This is a genomic window from Pseudorhizobium tarimense (assembly GCF_022968135.1).
Classification (GTDB): domain Bacteria; phylum Pseudomonadota; class Alphaproteobacteria; order Rhizobiales; family Rhizobiaceae; genus Neorhizobium; species Neorhizobium tarimense.
On record NZ_JALJRA010000001.1, the window covers coordinates 136,540 to 155,799 of the forward strand.

The 19,260-nt window shown below is 62.1% G+C and carries 21 protein-coding genes and 2 pseudogenes; 8 read left to right on the forward strand and 15 right to left on the reverse strand.

Annotation, left to right across the window (positions count from 1 at the left end; all coding sequences use genetic code 11):
- Positions 1-16 precede the first annotated feature (16 nt).
- Positions 17-1,471: a phospholipase D-like domain-containing protein gene (locus tag MUU54_RS00750; RefSeq protein WP_247242108.1), complete on the forward strand. Its 1,455-nt coding sequence runs from the start codon at positions 17-19 to the stop codon at positions 1,469-1,471.
- Between the two features lie 157 nt (positions 1,472-1,628).
- On the opposite strand, the gene MUU54_RS00755 is transcribed toward MUU54_RS00750, so the two are convergent.
- Positions 1,629-1,847, reverse strand: coding sequence for a hypothetical protein (locus tag MUU54_RS00755; protein ID WP_247242109.1), 219 nt, complete (start codon positions 1,845-1,847; stop codon positions 1,629-1,631).
- 330 nt (positions 1,848-2,177) lie between these two features.
- Here MUU54_RS00755 and MUU54_RS00760 point away from each other — a divergent pair, with 330 nt between their 5' ends.
- Positions 2,178-3,002, forward strand: a complete 825-nt coding sequence (locus MUU54_RS00760) for an aldo/keto reductase (RefSeq protein ID WP_247242110.1) — start codon at positions 2,178-2,180, stop codon at positions 3,000-3,002.
- 78 nt (positions 3,003-3,080) lie between these two features.
- Here the strand turns inward: MUU54_RS00760 and MUU54_RS00765 are convergent, their stop codons facing one another.
- On the reverse strand, positions 3,081-3,470 hold the full coding sequence (locus MUU54_RS00765; RefSeq protein WP_247242111.1) for a hypothetical protein: 390 nt from the start codon (positions 3,468-3,470) through the stop codon (positions 3,081-3,083).
- Positions 3,471-3,563: 93 nt separating this feature from the next.
- Positions 3,564-4,544 carry a YihY/virulence factor BrkB family protein gene (locus tag MUU54_RS00770; protein ID WP_247242112.1) on the reverse strand — a complete coding sequence of 327 codons (981 nt, stop codon included), beginning with the start codon at positions 4,542-4,544 and terminating at the stop codon, positions 3,564-3,566.
- Between the two features lie 113 nt (positions 4,545-4,657).
- Here MUU54_RS00770 and MUU54_RS00775 point away from each other — a divergent pair, with 113 nt between their 5' ends.
- Positions 4,658-6,196, forward strand: coding sequence for a helicase HerA-like C-terminal domain-containing protein (locus MUU54_RS00775; protein WP_247242113.1), 1,539 nt, complete (start codon positions 4,658-4,660; stop codon positions 6,194-6,196).
- A gap of 33 nt (positions 6,197-6,229) precedes the next feature.
- Here MUU54_RS00775 and MUU54_RS00780 read toward each other — a convergent pair.
- Positions 6,230-6,531 (reverse strand): annotated as a pseudogene (locus tag MUU54_RS00780) (alkylphosphonate utilization protein).
- A 207-nt stretch (positions 6,532-6,738) separates the two neighbouring features.
- Between MUU54_RS00780 and MUU54_RS00785 the strand changes: the two are divergent.
- Positions 6,739-8,004 carry a cation:proton antiporter gene (locus MUU54_RS00785; protein ID WP_247242114.1) on the forward strand — a complete coding sequence of 422 codons (1,266 nt, stop codon included), beginning with the start codon at positions 6,739-6,741 and terminating at the stop codon, positions 8,002-8,004.
- On the opposite strand, the gene MUU54_RS00790 is transcribed toward MUU54_RS00785, so the two are convergent.
- From MUU54_RS00790 to MUU54_RS00820, 7 genes are all read right to left on the reverse strand, one after another.
- Positions 8,001-8,801: an ion transporter gene (locus MUU54_RS00790; protein ID WP_247242115.1), complete on the reverse strand. Its 801-nt coding sequence runs from the start codon at positions 8,799-8,801 to the stop codon at positions 8,001-8,003. The two genes, MUU54_RS00785 and MUU54_RS00790, sit on opposite strands and share 4 nt — an antisense overlap.
- 67 nt (positions 8,802-8,868) lie before the next feature.
- Entirely contained in the window at positions 8,869-9,393 is a 525-nt protein-coding gene (locus MUU54_RS00795) for a sigma-70 family RNA polymerase sigma factor (protein ID WP_247242116.1), read from the reverse strand.
- A gap of 86 nt (positions 9,394-9,479) precedes the next feature.
- Complete coding sequence (locus MUU54_RS00800) at positions 9,480-9,722, reverse strand: hypothetical protein (protein ID WP_247242117.1); 243 nt, start codon at positions 9,720-9,722, stop codon at positions 9,480-9,482.
- Positions 9,723-9,828: 106 nt separating this feature from the next.
- Positions 9,829-10,173, reverse strand: coding sequence for a hypothetical protein (locus MUU54_RS00805; protein WP_247242118.1), 345 nt, complete (start codon positions 10,171-10,173; stop codon positions 9,829-9,831).
- A gap of 117 nt (positions 10,174-10,290) precedes the next feature.
- Positions 10,291-11,103, reverse strand: a complete 813-nt coding sequence (locus MUU54_RS00810; protein ID WP_247242119.1) for a VOC family protein — start codon at positions 11,101-11,103, stop codon at positions 10,291-10,293.
- 62 nt (positions 11,104-11,165) lie between these two features.
- Positions 11,166-11,636 carry a DUF1579 domain-containing protein gene (locus MUU54_RS00815; RefSeq protein ID WP_247242389.1) on the reverse strand — a complete coding sequence of 157 codons (471 nt, stop codon included), beginning with the start codon at positions 11,634-11,636 and terminating at the stop codon, positions 11,166-11,168.
- Positions 11,637-11,678: 42 nt separating this feature from the next.
- A complete protein-coding gene (locus tag MUU54_RS00820) occupies positions 11,679-12,431 on the reverse strand; it encodes a DUF899 domain-containing protein (protein ID WP_247242120.1) in 753 nt (250 codons plus the stop codon).
- A 49-nt stretch (positions 12,432-12,480) separates the two neighbouring features.
- On the opposite strand from MUU54_RS00820, the gene MUU54_RS00825 reads away from it, so the two are divergent.
- Complete coding sequence (locus MUU54_RS00825) at positions 12,481-12,924, forward strand: MarR family winged helix-turn-helix transcriptional regulator (RefSeq protein WP_247242121.1); 444 nt, start codon at positions 12,481-12,483, stop codon at positions 12,922-12,924.
- 49 nt (positions 12,925-12,973) lie between these two features.
- Here the strand turns inward: MUU54_RS00825 and MUU54_RS00830 are convergent, their stop codons facing one another.
- On the reverse strand, positions 12,974-13,396 hold the full coding sequence (locus MUU54_RS00830; protein ID WP_247242122.1) for an organic hydroperoxide resistance protein: 423 nt from the start codon (positions 13,394-13,396) through the stop codon (positions 12,974-12,976).
- Between the two features lie 185 nt (positions 13,397-13,581).
- Here MUU54_RS00830 and MUU54_RS00835 point away from each other — a divergent pair, with 185 nt between their 5' ends.
- Positions 13,582-13,995, forward strand: coding sequence for a MarR family winged helix-turn-helix transcriptional regulator (locus tag MUU54_RS00835; protein ID WP_247242390.1), 414 nt, complete (start codon positions 13,582-13,584; stop codon positions 13,993-13,995).
- Between the two features lie 7 nt (positions 13,996-14,002).
- Here the strand turns inward: MUU54_RS00835 and MUU54_RS00840 are convergent, their stop codons facing one another.
- A complete protein-coding gene (locus MUU54_RS00840) occupies positions 14,003-14,713 on the reverse strand; it encodes a L,D-transpeptidase (protein ID WP_247242123.1) in 711 nt (236 codons plus the stop codon).
- A gap of 169 nt (positions 14,714-14,882) precedes the next feature.
- Positions 14,883-15,713, reverse strand: a complete 831-nt coding sequence (locus tag MUU54_RS00845) for a L,D-transpeptidase (RefSeq protein ID WP_247242124.1) — start codon at positions 15,711-15,713, stop codon at positions 14,883-14,885.
- A gap of 269 nt (positions 15,714-15,982) precedes the next feature.
- Between MUU54_RS00845 and MUU54_RS00850 the strand changes: the two are divergent.
- Positions 15,983-16,561: pseudogene (locus MUU54_RS00850) on the forward strand (IS5 family transposase).
- Between the two features lie 136 nt (positions 16,562-16,697).
- Positions 16,698-18,932 carry a methyl-accepting chemotaxis protein gene (locus MUU54_RS00855; protein ID WP_247242125.1) on the forward strand — a complete coding sequence of 745 codons (2,235 nt, stop codon included), beginning with the start codon at positions 16,698-16,700 and terminating at the stop codon, positions 18,930-18,932.
- Between the two features lie 39 nt (positions 18,933-18,971).
- On the opposite strand, the gene MUU54_RS00860 is transcribed toward MUU54_RS00855, so the two are convergent.
- Complete coding sequence (locus MUU54_RS00860) at positions 18,972-19,256, reverse strand: hypothetical protein (protein ID WP_247242126.1); 285 nt, start codon at positions 19,254-19,256, stop codon at positions 18,972-18,974.
- Between the last annotated feature and the right edge of the window lie 4 nt (positions 19,257-19,260).

Below are 19,260 nucleotides of genomic sequence, written 5' to 3' on the forward strand. Positions count from 1 at the left end.
ACTGGGGCTGCACACCATGACGACGATCCTGGCCGAGGGCGAAAGCTGCTGGCAGAAAGCCCGCGCCGACCGTTTCTCGGTGATCATCGATGCGGCGGACTTCTTCAGGTTCGCCAAGCAATCCATGCTGAAGGCAAAGCGGTCGATCTACCTGATCGGCTGGGACTTCGACACGCGCATCAGGCTCGAGCCCGGCAACAAGAACGCCGACCGGCCGGACAAGCTCGGGCGATTCTTGAGCGCGCTTGCCAGGAAGAACAAGGACATCGACATCCGCATCCTCAAGTGGGATCTCGGACTGATCGCCTCGTTCACGCGCGGAGAGACCCCCTTCTACCTGCTGCGCTGGCTGTTCAACAGCCGCATCCACCTGAAGCTCGATGGCGCTCATCCACCGATGGCGGCGCATCACATGAAGCTTCTGGTGATCGACGACAAGGTCGCCTTTTGCGGCGGGATCGACATGACGATCTGCCGCTGGGATACGCGCGAGCACAAGGAGAACGATCCTGCCCGGCATTCGCCGCGGGGATATCAAGAACCGCCCTGGCACGACGCCACCTCCTGCTGCTCGGGCGCGGCGGCCGCAGTCCTCGCCAATCTTGCCCGCAGCCGCTGGAAGATGGCGACGGAGGAAGAGCTCGAGCCGACGCAGGCGGATGGCGACCCCTGGCCGGACGATCTCGAGGTGGAATACAAGGATGTCGAGATCGGTGTTGCGCGCACGGCACCCCGCTATGGCGGACGCGAGCAGGTGGTGGAGATCGAGACCGTGACGCTTGCCATCATCGCGGCGGCACGGAAATCCCTCTATATCGAGAGCCAGTATTTCGCGTCGCGGCGGATTGCCGAGGCGATCGCCAAGCGGCTGAAGGAGCCGGATCCGCCGGAGGTGGTACTGGTAAATCCGGAGAAGGCAGATGGCTGGCTGGAATCCAAAACGATGGATTCGGCGCGTGTCCGGCTGATGAAGCTGGTCAAGGATGTTGATCACCGCGACCGCTTCCGAATCTTCTACCCCGTCAACGCGGCCGGCACCTCCATCTATGTCCATGCCAAGCTGATGATAGCCGACGACCGCATCCTGAAGATCGGCTCGGCCAACCTCAACAACCGCTCAATGGGCTTCGACACCGAATGCGACGTCATCCTGGAGGCCAAGGACGACGAGGCGGACCTGCAGCAGAGCATCCTCAACGGGCGCAACGGACTGCTTGCGGAGCATCTCGGCCGCTCGCTGGAGGAAATCGAGGCTGGGCTCGTCGCCTCCGGCGGGTCGCTGATTGGGCTGATCGACAAGCTGAACCGGCCGGAAGGCCGAAGCCTGCGGGCGGTGCCGATGCGCGAACTGACGGCCGACGAGCAGATGGTGGCGGAATCGAACATGACGGACCCGGAACGTCCCTCCGGCGTGCACTATCGGCCGTCCCGGTTTTTGCGCAACAGGTTCCGCCAAAAGGCCGCCGTCTAGGCGGCGGGCGCGCCATCAACTCCGACGTCGGATGGCGGTTGTGCCCGTCAGAACCGGGCGCCTCCCGAGCGGCGCGGCCAGAGTTCGCGCACCGGGTCGGCCGGCTCATCGCTTTCCGTCAGCGTGCGGAACTCCTTGAAGATCGCCCACATGATCTTCACCTCGCTCTGCAGGATCGCGGTAGGGCGATGCCGCCGCTGGCAAAGTTGCGGTACTTCTCGCCATAGGCCCTGAGGAAGGCGGTCGCGGCATCGAACATTTCCATGGCCTTGGCCGAGCGCCGCTGCAGATCCACATGTTCGCGGTCGAGCGCCTCGATACGCTCAAGCAGCAGGCGCACCTCCGAGACGTCCAAGGTGACGGGCGCCGCATTCATCTCTTCGAGGTGAGCACGCAGGCGGCGGCCTCTTGATGAGTCTTGCTCATGGGCATTTCTCCGGCGGAGTGTCTGGTGATTCCTATCAAAGTCGCGGCTGCCTGGCTGCTGCGTTCTGTGACGCTCTTGTGCAGGAAGCGTCGCTCCAGCGTCTTTGGCAAGACCGGGAATCGGCGGATGACGCTTCTATGAGACCTTCGCCCGCTCCGCCAGAATTCACGCGCCTTCCCGGCACTGCCGCACCGGTTGAACGACGGTCCGTGCGCCCCATGTAAAGCATGCCTCTTTCTTCCCGGCCCCCGTGGCGGCGCATACCCAAAGGAGCTTTTCATGCATTCAGTCAGCGCCAATGGCGCCAATATCCCGGCTCTCGGCTTTGGCACCTTCCGCATGCCCGATGAGGACGTCTACCGCATCCTGCCGGAGGCCCTGAAGCTCGGCTTTCGCCATGTCGACACCGCCCAGGTCTACAAGAACGAGGCGTCCGTCGGCGATGTCATCCACAAGTCAGGCATTGCCCGCGCCGACATCTTTCTCACCACGAAGGTGTGGGTCGACCGCGTCGGCCACGACGCCTTCATTGCCTCTGTGGACGAAAGCCTGACGAAGCTGAAGACCGATTATGTCGACCTGCTGCTCCTCCACTGGCCGCAGAGCGAGATGCCGCTTGCCGACCGTATCGGAGCGCTGAACGAGCTGCGCCAGGCGGGCAAGGTGAAGAACATCGGCGTCTCAAACTTCTCCACCGCACTGATGGCCGAGGCGGTTCAGCTTTCGGATGCGCCGATCGTCACCAACCAGATCGAATACCACCCCTATCTCGACCAGACCAAGGTGATCGAGGAAGCGCGCAAGACCGGCATGTCGATCACCGCCTACTACCTGATGGCCGACGGAAAAGTGCCACAGGATCCCGTGCTGAAGGAGATCGGCGCGCGCCATGGCAAGACGGCCGCGCAGGTGGTGCTGCGCTGGGCCGTGCAGCAGAAGGACGTGATCGCCCTTTCCAAGACCGCAACCGAAAGCCGACTTGCCGAAAACTTCGACATCTTCAACTTTGCCCTCGGCGATGGCGAGATGGCCGAGATCCACAAGCTGGCCCGCCCCGACGGCCGCATCGTCAGCCCGGGGCATCTGGCACCCGAATGGGATTGATTTACATTGATGGTCAGCCCTCAACGGAAAAGCCGCCGGGCAGCCCCGGCGGCTTTTCAATGGACGTTGATCAGCAGCTCAAACGAACTGGCTGAGCCCTGGAACCGAGGCGACAACGGTGTCGACCGTTTCGTCGCCAGCGTGCTCGCGGGCGACCTTGATGGTTTCCTTGGCAAGCGAGGTGATCTCGCCCATGCCGAGACCGAGGCTCATCAGCTGCTGGCCGAGCGCCATCACGCCGCCGCCGAAGCTCGACATCAGACCACCGAGCAGGCCACCGCCACCCTGGCCTTCGCCGTTGAACTTCGCCACGAGTTCTGGCGCGCCGGGGATGGACTCGATCATCCGGGCAACCGCGGCCTCGTCGGCTTCACGCTGCAGGAAGCCGAGCATCATGCCGACGGCCTTTTCCGCCGTGTCGGGAGCGATGCCAACATTATCGGCGACGCGGGTGACGAGTTCGTTCATCAGTCATTCTCCTCGATATTTGACGTTGACGTCAAGGTAATACGGAAGCGCGCACGGCGTCCAGCGGCAAATGCGCAGATCGGCTGGGTTCGATCAAGAGGATGCCTTGCCCACGTGGTCGGCCATGTAGGCGCCGCGCTCGCCCATCGGCTGCTCTGCCCCAGTAGTGGTGTCCTGCGCCGTCTGGTGCTCGAGTTCGGCATTCAGCTCGGCGCCGATGATGACGATGATCACCGAGATCCAGGTCCAGAACATGAAGCCGATCAAGGCCCCCAGCGTGCCGTAAGTGGCGTTGTAATTGGCGAAGTTGGCGAGATAGTAGGAGACGGCGATCGAGGCCAAGAGCCAACAGATCGTGGCAAAGGCCGTACCCCAGCTCAACCAGGGCGCCCGAGCCGGCTCCCGACTCGGCCCGTATCGGTAGAGCAGTGCAATGCCGCCCATCACAAAGAGCAACAGCACCGGCCAGCGCAGCAGGCTGATCAAGGTCTCGGCCCAGCTACCGATCGACAGGAAGGTGAGGATCGCCGGGACCACGCCAACGGCCACGGTCAGGACGATTACAAGGATCATCACACCGAGCGTAAACAGCAGGGAAATGCCCGTCAGCTTCAGGAAGCTGCGCTTTTCGTCCTCCTCGTAAGCCACGTTCATGGCCTGGAAAAGCGCCTTCATACCGTTGTTGGAGCTCCACAAGGCGATGCCAAGACCGGCAAGCAGGCCGATGCTCAAGGTAGAGCTGTCCTGGCTGGCGAGCGAACGCAACTGCTCGATGAAGATGTCGAGAGCATCGCTCGGCATGACCGTGCTCAGGAATTGAATGCGCTCCGCGATCTGGCTTGGATTGGCAAAAAAGCCGTAGAGAGAGACCAGCGCCGAAATGGCAGGAAACAAGGCCAGCAGCAGATAATAGGTTACCCCCGCAGCAACCAGCATCACGCGATCTTCGTTGATCGCGGCATACAGGCGCCAGAAGACGTCCTTCAGGCCCTTGGAAGGAATCTGATGCGGATTCTTCGCTTCCCGCCCACGACCTGGTTCACGCTTTTCGGCCTTGACTGCGTCGTCCTGCACATCCCTGCTCCCTTACCCTTTGACTCGCAGGTGCTTTTGGGCAGCCGTTGCCGGGCCCTGCTGCGCCATCTATAACCCTTGGCAGCCTAACGCCGCGAGGGAGGGCCGGTTGCATGACGGATGAAGGAAAACTGTTTCTCGGCGGCAGCCGAAACCCCGACGATTCCTTCAAAAAGGCCGAATATCTGGAGCTGAAGTTCGGCAACCGCCACGGTCTGATCACCGGCGCCACCGGGACGGGCAAGACGGTGACGCTGCAGATTCTGGCAGAAAGCTTTTCCAAGGCGGGCGTGCCGGTCTTCTGCTCCGACATCAAGGGCGACCTTTCCGGCATCGCCATGCGCGGGGAGGAAAAGGACTTCCTCCTCAAGCGTGCCGAGCAGATCCAGTTCTCCGACTACGATTTCGCTGACTTTCCGACGATCTTCCTCGACCTTTACGGCGAGAAGGGCCACCGCGTCCGCACCACGATTGCTGAGATGGGCCCTCTCCTGCTCGCCCGGCTGATGGATGCGACGGAGGCGCAGGAAGGCGTTCTCAACATTGCCTTCAAGATCGCCGACGAGGGCGGCATGGCACTGCTCGACCTCAAGGACCTGCAGGCGCTGCTGAACTACATGGGCGAGCACACCAGCGAGATCTCGAGCCGCTACGGCTTCGTTTCCAAGGCTTCTGTGGGTTCGCTGCAGCGCAACCTGCTGGTGCTGGAACAGCAAGGCGCGGAGCATTTCTTCGGCGAACCGGCGCTCGACATCCGCGACCTGATGCGCACGGCGCAGGATGGGCGCGGCATGATCACCGTGCTTGCCGCGGAAAAGCTGATGAACAATCCGCGGCTATACGCGACCTTCTTGCTCTGGCTGCTGTCGGAACTCTTCGAGGAACTGCCGGAGGTCGGGGATCCGGAAAAGCCAAAGCTCGTTTTCTTCTTCGACGAAGCACATCTCCTGTTCAACGAGGCGCCGAAGGTGCTGACCGAACGCATCGAGCAGGTGGTGCGACTGATCCGCTCCAAGGGCGTCGGCGTCTATTTCGTCACGCAGAACCCGCTCGATGTGCCGGAGACCGTGCTCGCACAGCTCGGCAACCGTGTTCAGCATGCGCTGCGTGCCTATACCCCGCGGGAGAAGAAGGCGGTGAAGACTGCGGCGGAAACCTTCCGCGCGAACCCCGCTTTCAATACGGAAGAGGCCATTACCGCACTCGGGACCGGGGAAGCGCTGGTTTCGACGCTGGTGGACGAGGGTGCGCCTTCCATGGTGGAGCGGACGCTGATCCGCCCGCCCTCCTCCCGCATCGGGCCGCTCATCGAGGCGGAGCGGCAGCAGGTGATCAACCGCAGCCCGATTGCCGGCCAGTACGACCGCGATGTCGACCGGGAGTCCGCCTACGAGATCCTGATGGCGCGGGCGAAGAAGGCGGAGGCGGAAAAGCACGAGAGCGAGGCTGACGGCAGCGCCGCCGGCCGATGGACTCTGCCGGGCTTCGGCGACGATCCGGAGGACAAGCTGGCATCGCGGCGCAGTGCCGGCCGCTCGGGCTATCAGCGGGAAACCGTGGTCGAAGCGGCGATGAAAAGTGCGGCACGCTCGATGGCCAACTCGCTTGGCCGTGCCATTGTACGCGGGATATTGGGCAGCCTGAAGCGCTAGGAATAAAGGCGCCCGCGTAGGCCGCCTGGCGGCTTAGCGTTTGCGGACGAACTCCGTCCGCAGCACGAGCTCCTTGATGCAGCCGTGGCGGCAGTCGATCTGTCGGAATCGTCCGTGAGCCGGATCGACCGGATGACGGTCCCCTGCTTCAGCGTCTGGCTGGCGCCCTTGACCTTGAGGTCCTTGATCAGCGTGACGGAATCGCCATCGTGCAGGAGGTTACCGGAAGCGTCGCGAACCTCGACCGCATTCATTTCGGCGGCGGCAGCCAGTTCCGATGCCGGGCGCCATTTGCCGCTCGCTTCGTCATAGACATGATCGTCGCCGGCTGCCATGGATCGATGCTCCTTCGAAAGATCGTTTGTCTGCAGCGCTATATCAGCCTTGAGGTCGAGCACAAGCCGAGACGGGGACCCGCGATCTGCGGAACTCGCAGGGCGGTGTAGCGAATGGCGCCGCCGCCGGGGAACGGGAGAACGGCAAGAGCCGTTACTGTCACAATATACGGTCTCTCCTCGTACAAACGGAACACCAGCAGACGCATGGACGCTTACATCATCATCCTCACGCTGTTTGGCGCGGTCATCCTGCTCACGGCGTGGCTGCCGATGGTGCTGCGCGAACTGCCGCTGTCGCTGCCGATCTTCTGCATCGTGCTCGGCGCTGTGTTTTCCTGGTCGCCGGTCGCGCCGTTTGCGGTCAATCCGCTGGAAAATCGCTACCTCACCGAACACCTGACGGAATTCGTGGTGATCGTCGCGCTGATGGGTGCGGGCCTCAAGCTCGACCGACCGCTCGGCTGGAAAAGCTGGCGAGTGACCTGGCGGTTGCTCGGGATCGCCATGCCGCTGACGATCGCAGCCATCGCCGCCTTCGGCGCCGGGCTGCTCGGCCTGCCTCTGGCATCCGCAGTGCTGCTGGGTGCGGTTCTGGCGCCGACCGATCCGGTGCTTGCCTCCGACGTACAAGTCGGGCCGCCAAAGACGGGAGAGGAGGACGAGGTACGTTTCTCGCTGACCTCGGAGGCCGGCCTGAACGACGGATTGAGCTTTCCCTTCGTTTATCTTGCCATCGCACTGACCGCCCTCGGTGACGGATATGGCGAAATCATCGGGAACTGGCTGGCGGTGGATGTCATCTGGCGTCTTGCAGCCGGTGTTCTTGTGGGCTGGCTGACGGGACGCATCCTGGGATACCTAACCTTTCGCCTGCCCCAGCGCGCCAGCCTGTCACGCACCGGGGACGGGCTCGTGGCGCTCGGGATCACCTGCCTCTGCTATGGCGCGACGGAACTGGTTCACGGCTACGGCTTCTTGGCCGTCTTCGTGGCGGCAGTAACCCTGCGATCGGTCGAGCGCCACAACGCCTATCACAAGAGCCTACATGATTTTGCCGAGCAGATCGAGCGGCTCTTGATGATGCTGCTGATCGTCTGCTTCGGCATGATCCTTGGCGACGGGCGCATCTTCGAGGTGATCAGCTGGGAGATCGTTGCAGTGGCGCTGGTCTCGCTGTTCGTGATCCGGCCGGTGTTCGGCTGGATCAGCCTGATCGGCCTTCCCCACCTGCCGAGCGAGAAGGCGGTGATCAGCTTCTTCGGGATCCGCGGGCTCGGATCCTTCTACTACCTCGCCTTTGCCACCGGCCAGGCTGAGTTCGGAACCGAGCCTAAGCTCTGGGTCACCGTCTTCCTGATCGTCCTGATCTCCATCATCGTTCATGGCGTGGCGGTGACGCCGGTGATGCGCCGCCTCGACCAGCAGCGGTGGGACGAGGAAGCCCCCCGCAGCAAGGGAACCGTTGGCTAATCGCCGTCATCCGGGATCTTGAGGATATTGCCGCAGGCCTTGCAGTGGACTGCATCGCTTTCGTGGCGCTGCAGGCCGCACTTCGGACAGGGGTAGTTCACCTTGTAGGGCCGTACCACTGCTTGCGCCAGCCGCACGAAGAGCGAGATGCCGACGATCATGGTGACCACGGATGTCAACTTTCCTGCAGTGCCCGGCAGGGTGATGTCGCCGAAGCCTGTCGTGGTGATGGTGGCGACGGTGAAGTAGAGGGCGTCGACGAACCCCTCCTCGCCCGGCCGGTTGTAGAAAAAGCTAGTGTAGACGAAGCCGGTGACGACGAAGAGGAAGATCAGCAGGTTGATGAAGGCACGCACAACGTCAAGGAGGTGCGGGTAACCCATGCGACGCAGGCCGACGCGCAAGAGCGTGCTGTTGCCGATTGCCCATAGGCGCAGGGCGCGCAGGAAGGCGAAATTGTAGAGCGTGTGCGGGAAGAGCAAGGTTGCCAGGATGATAACGTCGATCCACGTCATCGGGCGCCGGAAGAGAGCGCCCCAGCTGTGCGCGGCGATGATGCGCAGCAAAAGCTCGGTGCCGATCCACACGGCCACGAGATAATCGATGATCAGGTAGGAGGGCCCGGAGCGCAGGTACGGGCCGAAGAGGAAGAAGGCGAGGATGGCAATATCGACGATGGCAAACAACGCCTGCCAGCGGAGCGCCATCGCATCCCGTCCGCGCTCTACTCGCTGAAGTGTATTGCGGAAGGAATGATATCGTGGCGTCGTGCTCGGCTCGGATGGCTGGAATGTCATCCTGGGGAAGATAGCTGCCACAGCGCCGGCATCAAGGCTTGGCTCTCTGCGAGCGCGAGTGAAAGCGCTACTGGATTCCCATAGTCCCCTTAACACCGTCTTCGCCAAGGCTCTTCAGGATGGCGCTTCGCGCACGATTGACGCGGCTCTTGATCGTACCGATCGGACAATTGCAGCGAAGTGCCGCCTGCTCATAGCTTTCGCCGCGCATCAGCACCGTTTCGAAGGCATCTCGATAATGTTCCGGCAGATCGGCAAGTGCCCGCTGGAACTCATGCGCCCGCACCGACCACTCCTGCGGCGCGTCGATGGCCCGGTGGAGCGAGGCGCAGTCTTCGATGCCGACGAACTCGCGCTTACCCTGCCCGTACCGGGTGCAGAAGGTGTTGCGCATGATGGTGAACATCCAGGACTTGAGGCTGGTGCCGGGACGGAACTTGTCGAGATTGGCAAACGCCCGCAGCAGCGTTTCCTGGACCAGGTCATCGACATCGTGCGGGTTGGGATAAAAGCGCCGGGCAAAGCTGCGAAGCGCTGGAACGAGTTGAAGGACTTCCACCTGGAGGTGGGCGAGGACGGCTTTGTCTGTCATGGAAAAGCTCCCGTATCTGTGAGGCTGAATTCATCAGCCCCGCAGATCGTTCCGTTCACCCCCGATTTTTTTCGCACCGAACATGTTCAAGAGACGCGTCGCGCCATCGTTTCCCGGTCTGCCATCATGCCGGCGAGATCGCGCAGCTTGCGCGGCGGCTCGGTCAGCCCGATACGGTAGAGCCTGAGGACAAGTCTGGCGACATCCTGAGGGTCACGCGCAGGGCGGTGGGCGCCTTTTTCCCCCAGAAGATCGTGGACCGTCGCATGCATTAATCCGATCTCTTCAGAGGAAAGTATTTCTGGAAAGAAATTGCGTTGATCTGACATGGAAGCTCCTCCCGGAGAGGCCGACCTTGGCATGGGCCGCCCGTTGTCGCCTCCATCACGATAAGCTCATATATTCAGAGATCAACGCCAAAACGTCAGCAGAGCATCACTGGAGCGTCGTCTGGTGCGAACCGAGCAGTTGATGAACAATCGCATTGATGTTTGCTGGAGCCGCGGAAAACGTAAACCCGCCATGGGAGTCGGCCACCGGTCCCGCAAACAGCGCAGGAATGGCCAGGCTGTCGAAGATCTCCACCGCACCAAGCAACGACACGGCATCATAGCCGACATCGATGATCGCGCCGTCGACCTGTGCGCCCAACGAGGCCTTGGCCAGATCCGCAGCGGCAACCGGCCCCTGCAGATCAATGCCTGCATTGGTCCAAGCCTGGCGCACCGCCGGCGATAGGAAGGAAGGTGGCCCCACCACCAGCAGCCTTATCCTGCGCATCGTTACCTTTGTCGTCTGACCACCCCTCCGCCGGATCGGCAGAGAGTTCATCCCTAAAGTGTAGCGAGCGTTGCATGAACCTAGTTTTAACGGAGCGGCAGCCACCTTACTCGATTGCTATCTGACCCGCGCCACAAGGCAGAACATCGCATTCTGCGGATCAAGGCATTGAGCAATCCAGCTTCCGCCAGGCACCTCATTCGGGCCGTTCACCAGCTTCCCGCCACCCTGCTTCACACGTTCCAGAGCTGCATCCAGTCTGTCGACATTGAAGTAATAGACCCAGCTGGGTGCGGGAAAACTCTCCGGCCGCTTCATCATGCCGCCGACGGCTTTACCGTGCTCGGCAAAGATGCGGTACGGGCCCATCGCGCCCATGTCGAAGTCCTGATCCTTGGTCCAGCCGAACATCCGCCCGTAGAAGCCGGTCGCGGCATCGACACTCTCGGTATAGAGCTCGTACCAGGCGGCGGTTCCCTGCGCGCCCTCCGGCGCCGGAGGCGGCATGTCGTCCATCGGCAACGGCGTCATGATGTTGAGGACCGCGCCGTCAGGATCGGCTACGACGGCGAAGCGACCGACCTCTGGGATGTCCTCCGGCTGACGATGCACAATCCCGCCATTTTCCTTGAAGTCGCGGGCCATCTGATCGACATCGTCGACGGCCACATAGCCGCTCCAGCTCGGCGGCATGTGACCGGCGAGCTCGGCAGGCATTGGCATCATGCCGCCGATACCGAGGCACTTTTCGCCCTCGCCGATCTCGAACAGATAATAGGGGTGGTCAACGTCCATGGACAGCGGCTTCACCGACCAGCCGAGGACGGCCCTGTAAAAGCGTCCCGCCGCCTCCGTGTCGGAGGTCATCAGCTCGCACCAGATGAACTTGCCGTGGGTGTCGCTTCGCGTTTCCAATGCGGTTTGCAGCATTTCGACCTCCGTTGTTCGGCCGCGGCCGAGGTTTTGCGTGATCGACGTCGCAGCGGTCCTTTTCAGGACATGCGGGTGTAATGGGCTTCCATGAACTGGCTCCAGCTTCCGTCAGTCTGACGAGCACTGGAGGTGAAGATCCGGTTGTTATCGTCTTGGAAGAGGATCTGCTCTCGATACTCGCCTGTCTTTGCGGGATCCTGAAAATCCGGCCCGGTGGTATAGAGGCTGAGCGTGTTGCCATCTGCCGAGATCTCGCCTTCATAGACCCACATGTGGGTCATCATCGAGCCTATCCAGCTGCCGACATACTTGCCCTTTTGCGGGTCGAAGCCAAGCGTGAGAACTGTGGTTGCGGGGCCGCCGCCGTCAGGCGTTTGGCCCCTGCCCTCCGCCACGAACCAGATGTCCTGTAGCGAGCGCACTTCCTCCGTCCAGGGCTCGTCGCCGGTCATGTCCTTGGCGGTCACCCTCCACGTCCCGACCAGTCTTTTCAGAAACGAGTGCTCGGCCTGCGGCCTTGCCATCTCCATTGCCATGACCTTCCCTCCAGGCTTGAAAGACGATGCGCGCCATTAATGGCAACAGGATGAAGCTTCGCTCTCCATCGCCGGTTCGTATTCGTCATGACGCATGACGAAGTCCATCGTGCCCTCCTCGTTGCGGCCGAAGCGCGCAGGATCGAGCACCATCAGCGTGCCGATCAGTTCCTCGCCGCCGCGGGCGTAGGTGGAGTAGGTGTGAAAAATGTCGCCCTTGTCGTTCCTGTAGAAGGCTGAAAGGCCGGGCAGCTCGTCATGGGCATCAGCCGACGGCGTTGCACGGAAGTTGTAGTAGACCGTCTTCTTCGCCAGATCCTCCGGAGTGAAGGAGACGTGGAAGTCGAAGTTGAAATCCGAGCCATGCGAGGAGACCCAGGGGAATTTCCAGGCCATGCGCGCCTTATAAGCCATGATCTTGTCGATCGGCGCGCGGGAGACCGCGACATAGGTCACATCGTGATGATTGAGATGCGCGAGCGTGCCGTCGACATGGTCAGAGTGGAAGGAGCAGCCGACGCAGCCGGCATCCCACTCGGGTCCCATCATGAAGTGATAGACCAAAAGCTGGCTGCGGCCGTCGAACAAGTCGGAAAGGTGCTTCTCCCCCTCCGGCGTCTGGAAAACGTAGTCCTTGTCCATCTTCACCCAAGGGAGTGCGCGGCGCTCAGTGCGCACCTTGTCGCGCAGACGGGTCTCCTCCTTTTCCAGCTGCAACAGCCGGCGACGGGCCTCCAGCCATTCCTCCCGGGACACAACAGGGTTCATTGGCGACGCAACAACGTTCATGCGACCTCCTTTTGCTTGACACTTAGGTTGATATCAACATATTTGAGCCATGTCAAACAGCATGCTGATTCCGTTTTCCACCACACTGCACGTCCGCGACACATGCCTTTGCCTTCATGTCCAGCGGGCGGCGCGCTTGCTCGCCCGCCGCTTCGACATCGCACTGAAGCCGCTGGGGCTGAACAACGGGCAGTTCTCACTGATGATGTCCTTGAACCGGCCGGAGGCCGCGCCGATGGGTGCCGTCGCCGAGGTTCTCTCCATGGACCGCACGACGCTGACGGCTGCGATCAAGGTGCTGGAACGGCGCGGGCTCGTGGAGACACTGCCGGACCCCAAAGACCGGCGCAGCCGGCTGATACGGCTGACGAACGAGGGAACCTCCCTGCTCTCCGCGGCGCTGCCGATCTGGCAGGAGGTTCACGGCGCGCTGGACGACGAACTGGGCGCGGAGATGGCGCCGCTGCGAAAGACGCTGCTCGCTATCAGGTGAAGAATGGCCAGGGCCAGGGGAACGAAGACCGCTCCCTGGCTCGGCAACGTTAGGCCACGGAAACCGGCACTTCCGTGGAGGTGCGCATGGCGTGGCTGTAAGGGCAGACGATGTGGGCCTTTGCGACCAGATCTTCCGCCTGCGCCTTGTCGAGGCCCGGAATGTCGACGACGAGCGAGACTTCGATGCCGAAGCCGGTTCCATCCTCACGCGGGCCGATGCCGACGGTGGCGGTTACCTTCGCATCGTCCGGAATCTTCACCTTTTCCTTACCGGCGACATTCTTCAGCGCACCGAGGAAGCAGGCGGAGTAGCCGGCGGCGAAGAGCTGCTCCGGATTGGTCCCAGTTGCACCATCGCCACCGAGTTCCTTCGGCACGGTCAGCGCCACATCCAGGACGCCGTTTTCCGAGACAGCGTGGCCCGAACGGCCACCGGTGGCAGATGCTTTGGTGGTGTAGAGGATCGGCATGGCAGGTTCCTTCCTTCAAGGTGGGATGGCTTTCGCACTTAGATTGTGCACAATTCAATTACCCGCATTGCATTCCGGCGTCAAGCCTGAGAAGATACGCCTGTCGAAAGATAGAGCAGGATGCCGTGACGTCAGGTCGCAAGACGAAAACGCCGAAGAGTCCAACGCCCGCGCCGGTGGATGCGATGCTGTGCTTTGCCATCTATGGCGCGGCCCACGCGTTCACACGCGCCTATAAGCCTTTGCTCGACCCGCTCGGGCTGACCTATCCGCAATACCTCGTGATGCTGACCCTGTGGGAAGAGGACGGACAGTCGGTCAAGACGATCGGCGAGCGGCTCGGCCTCGATTCCGGAACGCTTTCCCCTCTCCTCAAGCGCCTCGAACAGGCTCGGCTCGTGATGCGGCGGCGCTACACCCAGGACGAGCGGCAGGTACGTATTCAGCTGACGCCAAAAGGCGATGCCCTGCGGCAGAAGGCCGTCGGCGTCATGCAGGAGATCGGCTCAGCCACCGGCTGCAGCCTGAACGAGGCGGAGACGTTGCGAGAAGGTCTGGTGGATCTGAGGCGTCGACTGCTGAAGCAGCCGACGACCTGATCTTTGATCACTGCCAGACGACGATGCGGGCGTTTTCCGGGACGCGCTCGTAGAGGTCGATGACGTCCTGGTTCATCAGGCGCACGCAGCCGGAGGAGACGGCCTTGCCGATGGAATTCCATTCCGGCGAGCCGTGCAGGCGGTAGAGCGTGTCCTTGCCGCCCTTGAAGATGTAAAGAGCGCGCGCGCCGAGCGGGTTGTTGAGGCCCGGGGGCATGCCGCCATTGTCAGCCGAATACTTGGCGAGCTCCGGCTGGCGGGCGATCATTTCCTGCGGCGGGGTCCATTTCGGCCACTTCTGCCGCCATTCGATGACGCCCTCGCCTTCCCAGGCGAAGCCTTCGCGACCGATACCGACGCCGTAGCGCATGGCGGTGCCGCCGGGCTCGACGAGGTAGAGGAAGCGGGACGCGGTATCGACGACCACGGTGCCCGGCCGCTCGCCCGTGGGGTCGACGACCTGCTGGCGGTAGTAACGCGGATTGATCTCCCAGTAGGGGACGGCCGGAATGACGTAGCCGTTGTCGACGACGGTTCCATACATGGCGTCGAGTTCAGCGGAACGGCCGGAAGGAAGCTGCGGCGGCGGCGCAAAGGCCACCGGCGTTGCGGAAATGGGACGCGGGCCACTGGAGGCGCATCCGGCAAGGGTCGAAGCTGCACCCGCCGCAAGAAGCGACAACACGCTCCGGCGGGAATAGATGGTAGTGCTGTTCATATTGGGAAACCGCCCGATTTCTCGTTCTTTGACTTGGCCATCAACGGCAACGGCGGCGCAATTGTTCCACCGGCAGACGTCCGTATCACGGCATGCTTTACGCTTCCCTACGTCAGCGTCGCTACGAACGGAAGGCACGTTCCCGTGAGCCTAGGCGGCGGCCGGTCTCTCAGAGTACGACGATGGGCGTGGAATCGGGAACCCGATCATAAAGGTCGATGACGTCCTGGTTGAGCATGCGCACGCAGCCGGACGAGGTGGCTTTGCCGACCGACTGCCAGTCGGGCGTACCGTGGACGCGGTAGAGCGTGTCCTTGCCGTCCTTGAAGATGTAGAGGGCGCGCGCCCCGAGCGGGTTGTTGAGGCCGGGATTCGCACCGCCTTCCGCGGCCGCGAACTGGCGCAGCTCCGGCTGGCGGGCCACCATGTCGCTCGGCGGCGTCCAGCGCGGCCACTTCGCCTTCCACTGGATGACACCGCGGCCGGACCAGGCAAAGCCTTCCTTGCCGAGCCCAACACCGTACCGGATCGCCTTGCCGCCGGACTGCACGAGATAGAGATACTGCTCTCTCGTATCGACGACGATGGTGCCGGGGGCCTCCGTCGTCTGATAGGCCACTTCTTGGCGCAGGAAGCGCGGATCGATGCGCAAATAGGGGATGGCGGGAAGCGTGTGGCCACCATCGTTGATCACCCCGTACATCACCCGGTGGACCGGGTTGGTGACCGGCAGGCCATAGGTCGGGCGATAGGTCTGGTGGAAATAGGTGGGATAGAGCTGGCGCCGGTGCGGGATGCCGCCCGGCATCGGCGGCGGCTGGTTCGTCGGCGGGTCGACATAGGGCGGAACGTAGAAGACGGGCGCCGTCTCCTGCACGAAGACGTCGGGGTTCATTCGGCTGGTATCCGTCACCAGGATGCAGCCGCTCAGCGACGCTGCGGCAGTTCCGGCGGCAAGCAGGGAAAGGCTTCGGCGCAGAGTGTGAGGCAAAGACGACATGAAAACCCGATTCCGGCAGATGATCCCATGTCCAACATGCGCGACGCGGCTGGTGCGAAGCTGACGGCGGGGATGGTTTGCCGCTGCGGGTGCGGAGGTGGAGACTGCAGCGATCTACCTGTCTTGCCATGGCGGGAGGCGCAAGCAAGCGCACAGCGATTAGAGCCATTTGGCTTTCGCTGGCGCATTAGGGTCGAAACCCGATGGTCATGTTGATTTGCCGCGGAAAATCAGATTCAAGATTTCCGATCAATGGATTGGAGGCTTAAATGGGTCGCTTGTTTTGGCTGTCGGATGAGCAATGGGCGGTGATCGAGCCCCTGTTGCCGAGGAACAAGGGCGGGGCTCGCCGGGTCGATGATCGTCGAGTGATCTCCGGCATCATCCACGTTCTCAAGGTCGGCTGCCGGTGGTGCGATTGTCCGCGCGACTATGGCCCTTCGACCACGGTCAACAACCGCTTCAATCGTTGGTCTCGCAAACGGTTCTGGACTGAATTGGTCGAGGCGCTCGCGACGTCCGGCGCGGTCACCAAAAGCACCTCCATCGACAGCACCTACGTCAAGGCGCACCGCTCGGCCCATGGCGGCAAAGGGGGGCGAAAAATCAGGCTATCGGACCTTCGCGCGGCGGGAAAACCACCAAAATCCACGTCCTCACCGACGTGATCGGACGCCCTTTTGCGTTCATGCTGATACGACGCCGAAGGCTACAAGAGCCGCCACCTCATCGAGAACGCCTTCTGCCGACTGAAAGACTTCCGACGCGTCGCAACACGTTACGACAAGCTCGCCAGAAACTTCCTCTCCGCAGTCGCCTTGGCTACCCTTGTCGCATTCTGGCTATGAATTCAGTCTCAACCTCAGAGATTGCTCCGCACTGCAACAAATCACCATGTACTTTCAGGTAGCCATTATTATTAGAAATTGAATCTTTCCCGTCCACCAATAAGCCACTGTCAAATGGGCACAGGTCGGGAAATCAATGTCGGAAGTTACCATCAAGCGTCCTCTCTGGATGACGATCACAGCATGCGGTTTTGCCGCCGTTCTCTTTACAAGCATCGCGATCGGGGGGACGGCGTGGCACCGCCAGTCGCTGGCGTCGGAAGATGCGCTGCAGCGGGAAATGGCGAGCGATCTTGCGCTGATCGAAACGGACATGGCCGCGCAGAAGAAGGCTGCCTCGGCACTGGCGTTGACGCTGGCCGCTGAACCTGAGGTTGCCGGCCTGATCACCAGCAATGCGCGCGAGGCCATTGTCACTCGCCATGCGGCGGCACTTCCTGCTGTCGTGAGCGAAGGAGGGCTTCAGCTCATTACCTTCATCAACGCCAACGGCGAAGCCGTTGCCCGCATCCATACTCCGGAAAAGTTCGGCGACGACATGAAGGGCCGCCGCAAGACGGTAATCGAGGCGCTCTCCAGCGGCAAGCTCGTCGCAGGCATTGAGCCTGGCCGCACGGCCGTTAGCATGTTCGCAACGGCTCCAGTATTGGCCGATGGCAAAGTGGTCGGCGCCGTCGACGTCGGAACCAGCCTGACCAACGCCTACTTCGAGCCCCTCGCTGCCCGGATCGGCGGTGAAGTGGCCGTTTACGTCATGGTCGACGGAAAGCTTGAGAAGCAGGCTTCCACCACGGACACGACCCTTCTTTCCGACGAAGAACTCAAGGCCGCCTTTGATGGCCAGCCGGTCAAGAAACGTCTCACGGAAGGCGACCTCACCTATGCCGTACGGGCCATGCCGTTCAACAACTACTCGGGGGCGAAGATCGGGATGATCGAGATCGCAGCCGACGTTAGCGACATGGTCAATGACGGCAAAACGGCGCTGTGGATGACGATCGGCGGCTCCATCGTTGTCTCTGTCCTCTCGCTTCTTGGCTTCTATCTGTTTGCCCGAGCACTGGCACGCACCCTCGGTCGCCTGACAGGAACGATGACGAGCCTTGCCGCCGGCGATCTCAACGCGACGATCGAAGGAGAAAACCGCCCGGACGAATTGGGTGCCATGGCGCGTGCCGTGCAGGTATTCAAGGACAATGCCCTCAAGACGGTCGAGATTGAGCGCCGGGCCGAAGCCCAGCGCAACCAGACCGAGGAGCAGCGCCGCCAGATCGCCGAGCAAGAGCGTATCCGTGCCGAAGCGATGGCACAGGCAACCTCGGGGCTTGCTGGCGGACTGAAGCAACTGGCTGCCGGTGATCTTGCAGTCCAGCTGAACCAGCCGTTCGCGGAAGAGTTCGAAGGTCTACGTGACGACTTCAACCGTGCCATCGAACAGCTGCGCTCGGCGCTGACATCCGTTGCCGGCTCCACCAGCTCGATCGACAGCGGCTCGCGCGAGATCAGCCAGAGCGCGGAGGATCTTTCCAGGCGCACCGAGCAGCAGGCCGCTTCGCTGGAAGAGACCGCAGCCGCGCTCGACCAGATCACCGCCAATGTCGCCAATTCTTCCAAGCGGGCGGAAGAGGCCCGCACGGTGGCCATCCAGGCGAACGAGAGTGCGCGCCAGTCAGGGGCGGTCGTTGCCAATGCGGTCGATGCCATGGGCAAGATCGAGCAGTCGTCGAACCAGATCTCCTCGATCATCGGCGTGATCGACGACATCGCCTTTCAGACCAACCTCTTGGCCCTCAATGCCGGTGTGGAAGCCGCCCGCGCAGGCGAGGCCGGCAAGGGCTTTGCGGTCGTTGCCCAGGAGGTGCGCGAGCTCGCCCAACGCTCGGCGACCGCTGCCAAGGAGATCAAGGACCTGATCCGCAACTCTTCCGTCGAGGTGGAGAACGGCGTCCATCTCGTCAGCCAGACGGGCGAGGCCTTGAAGACGATCGAGACCTATATCGTCTCGATCAACCAGCACATGGATGCAATCGCCACCTCGGCGCGCGAACAGTCGGTCGGCCTCTCGGAGGTGAACACCGCCGTCAACCAAATGGACCAGGTGACGCAGCAGAATGCGGCGATGGTGGAAGAAGCCAATGCCGCCGGCGCAACGCTTGCCACCGAAGCCGGCCGCCTGCGCGAGCTCGTGTCGCAGTTCCAGCTGGGTGGCGCCTCGTCCGGCTATGCGGCGCGGAGCTCGGCTGCGGCAAGGCCGAGCTCGGCGCCGGCGGCCTCGCCTGCTCGCGGCATGGTCAACAAGATCGCCCGCGCCTTCACCGGTAAGAGCGCCACCGCCGCCGCCGTCAGCAATGACAGCTGGGAAGAGTTCTGAGGCCTCAGAGCATCAACGTTGAACTGAACGAAGGCGGGCTCACGAGGCCCGTCTTATCTCTTTTTTACGGGTCTCAGCGACGGCGCGTCTGCTCTCCCGGAACTTCTTGTTCTTCAGCAGGTTCTCCACGATACGCGGATTCCGCGCGTGGAGGAGCAGGCCGTGGATCGGGACGTATTTCTTGCGCTCTTTGCCCTTGTCATCGTGACGTCGGCGGTGATGCTGCTGATCCCAAGCTGACGGGCTACCGTAACGAGGCAAAATTGCCGACCCTGAGGACACAGAGGCCGGAGCGATCGCAACGCGCCCACGTGCCTTGCGCATCGGT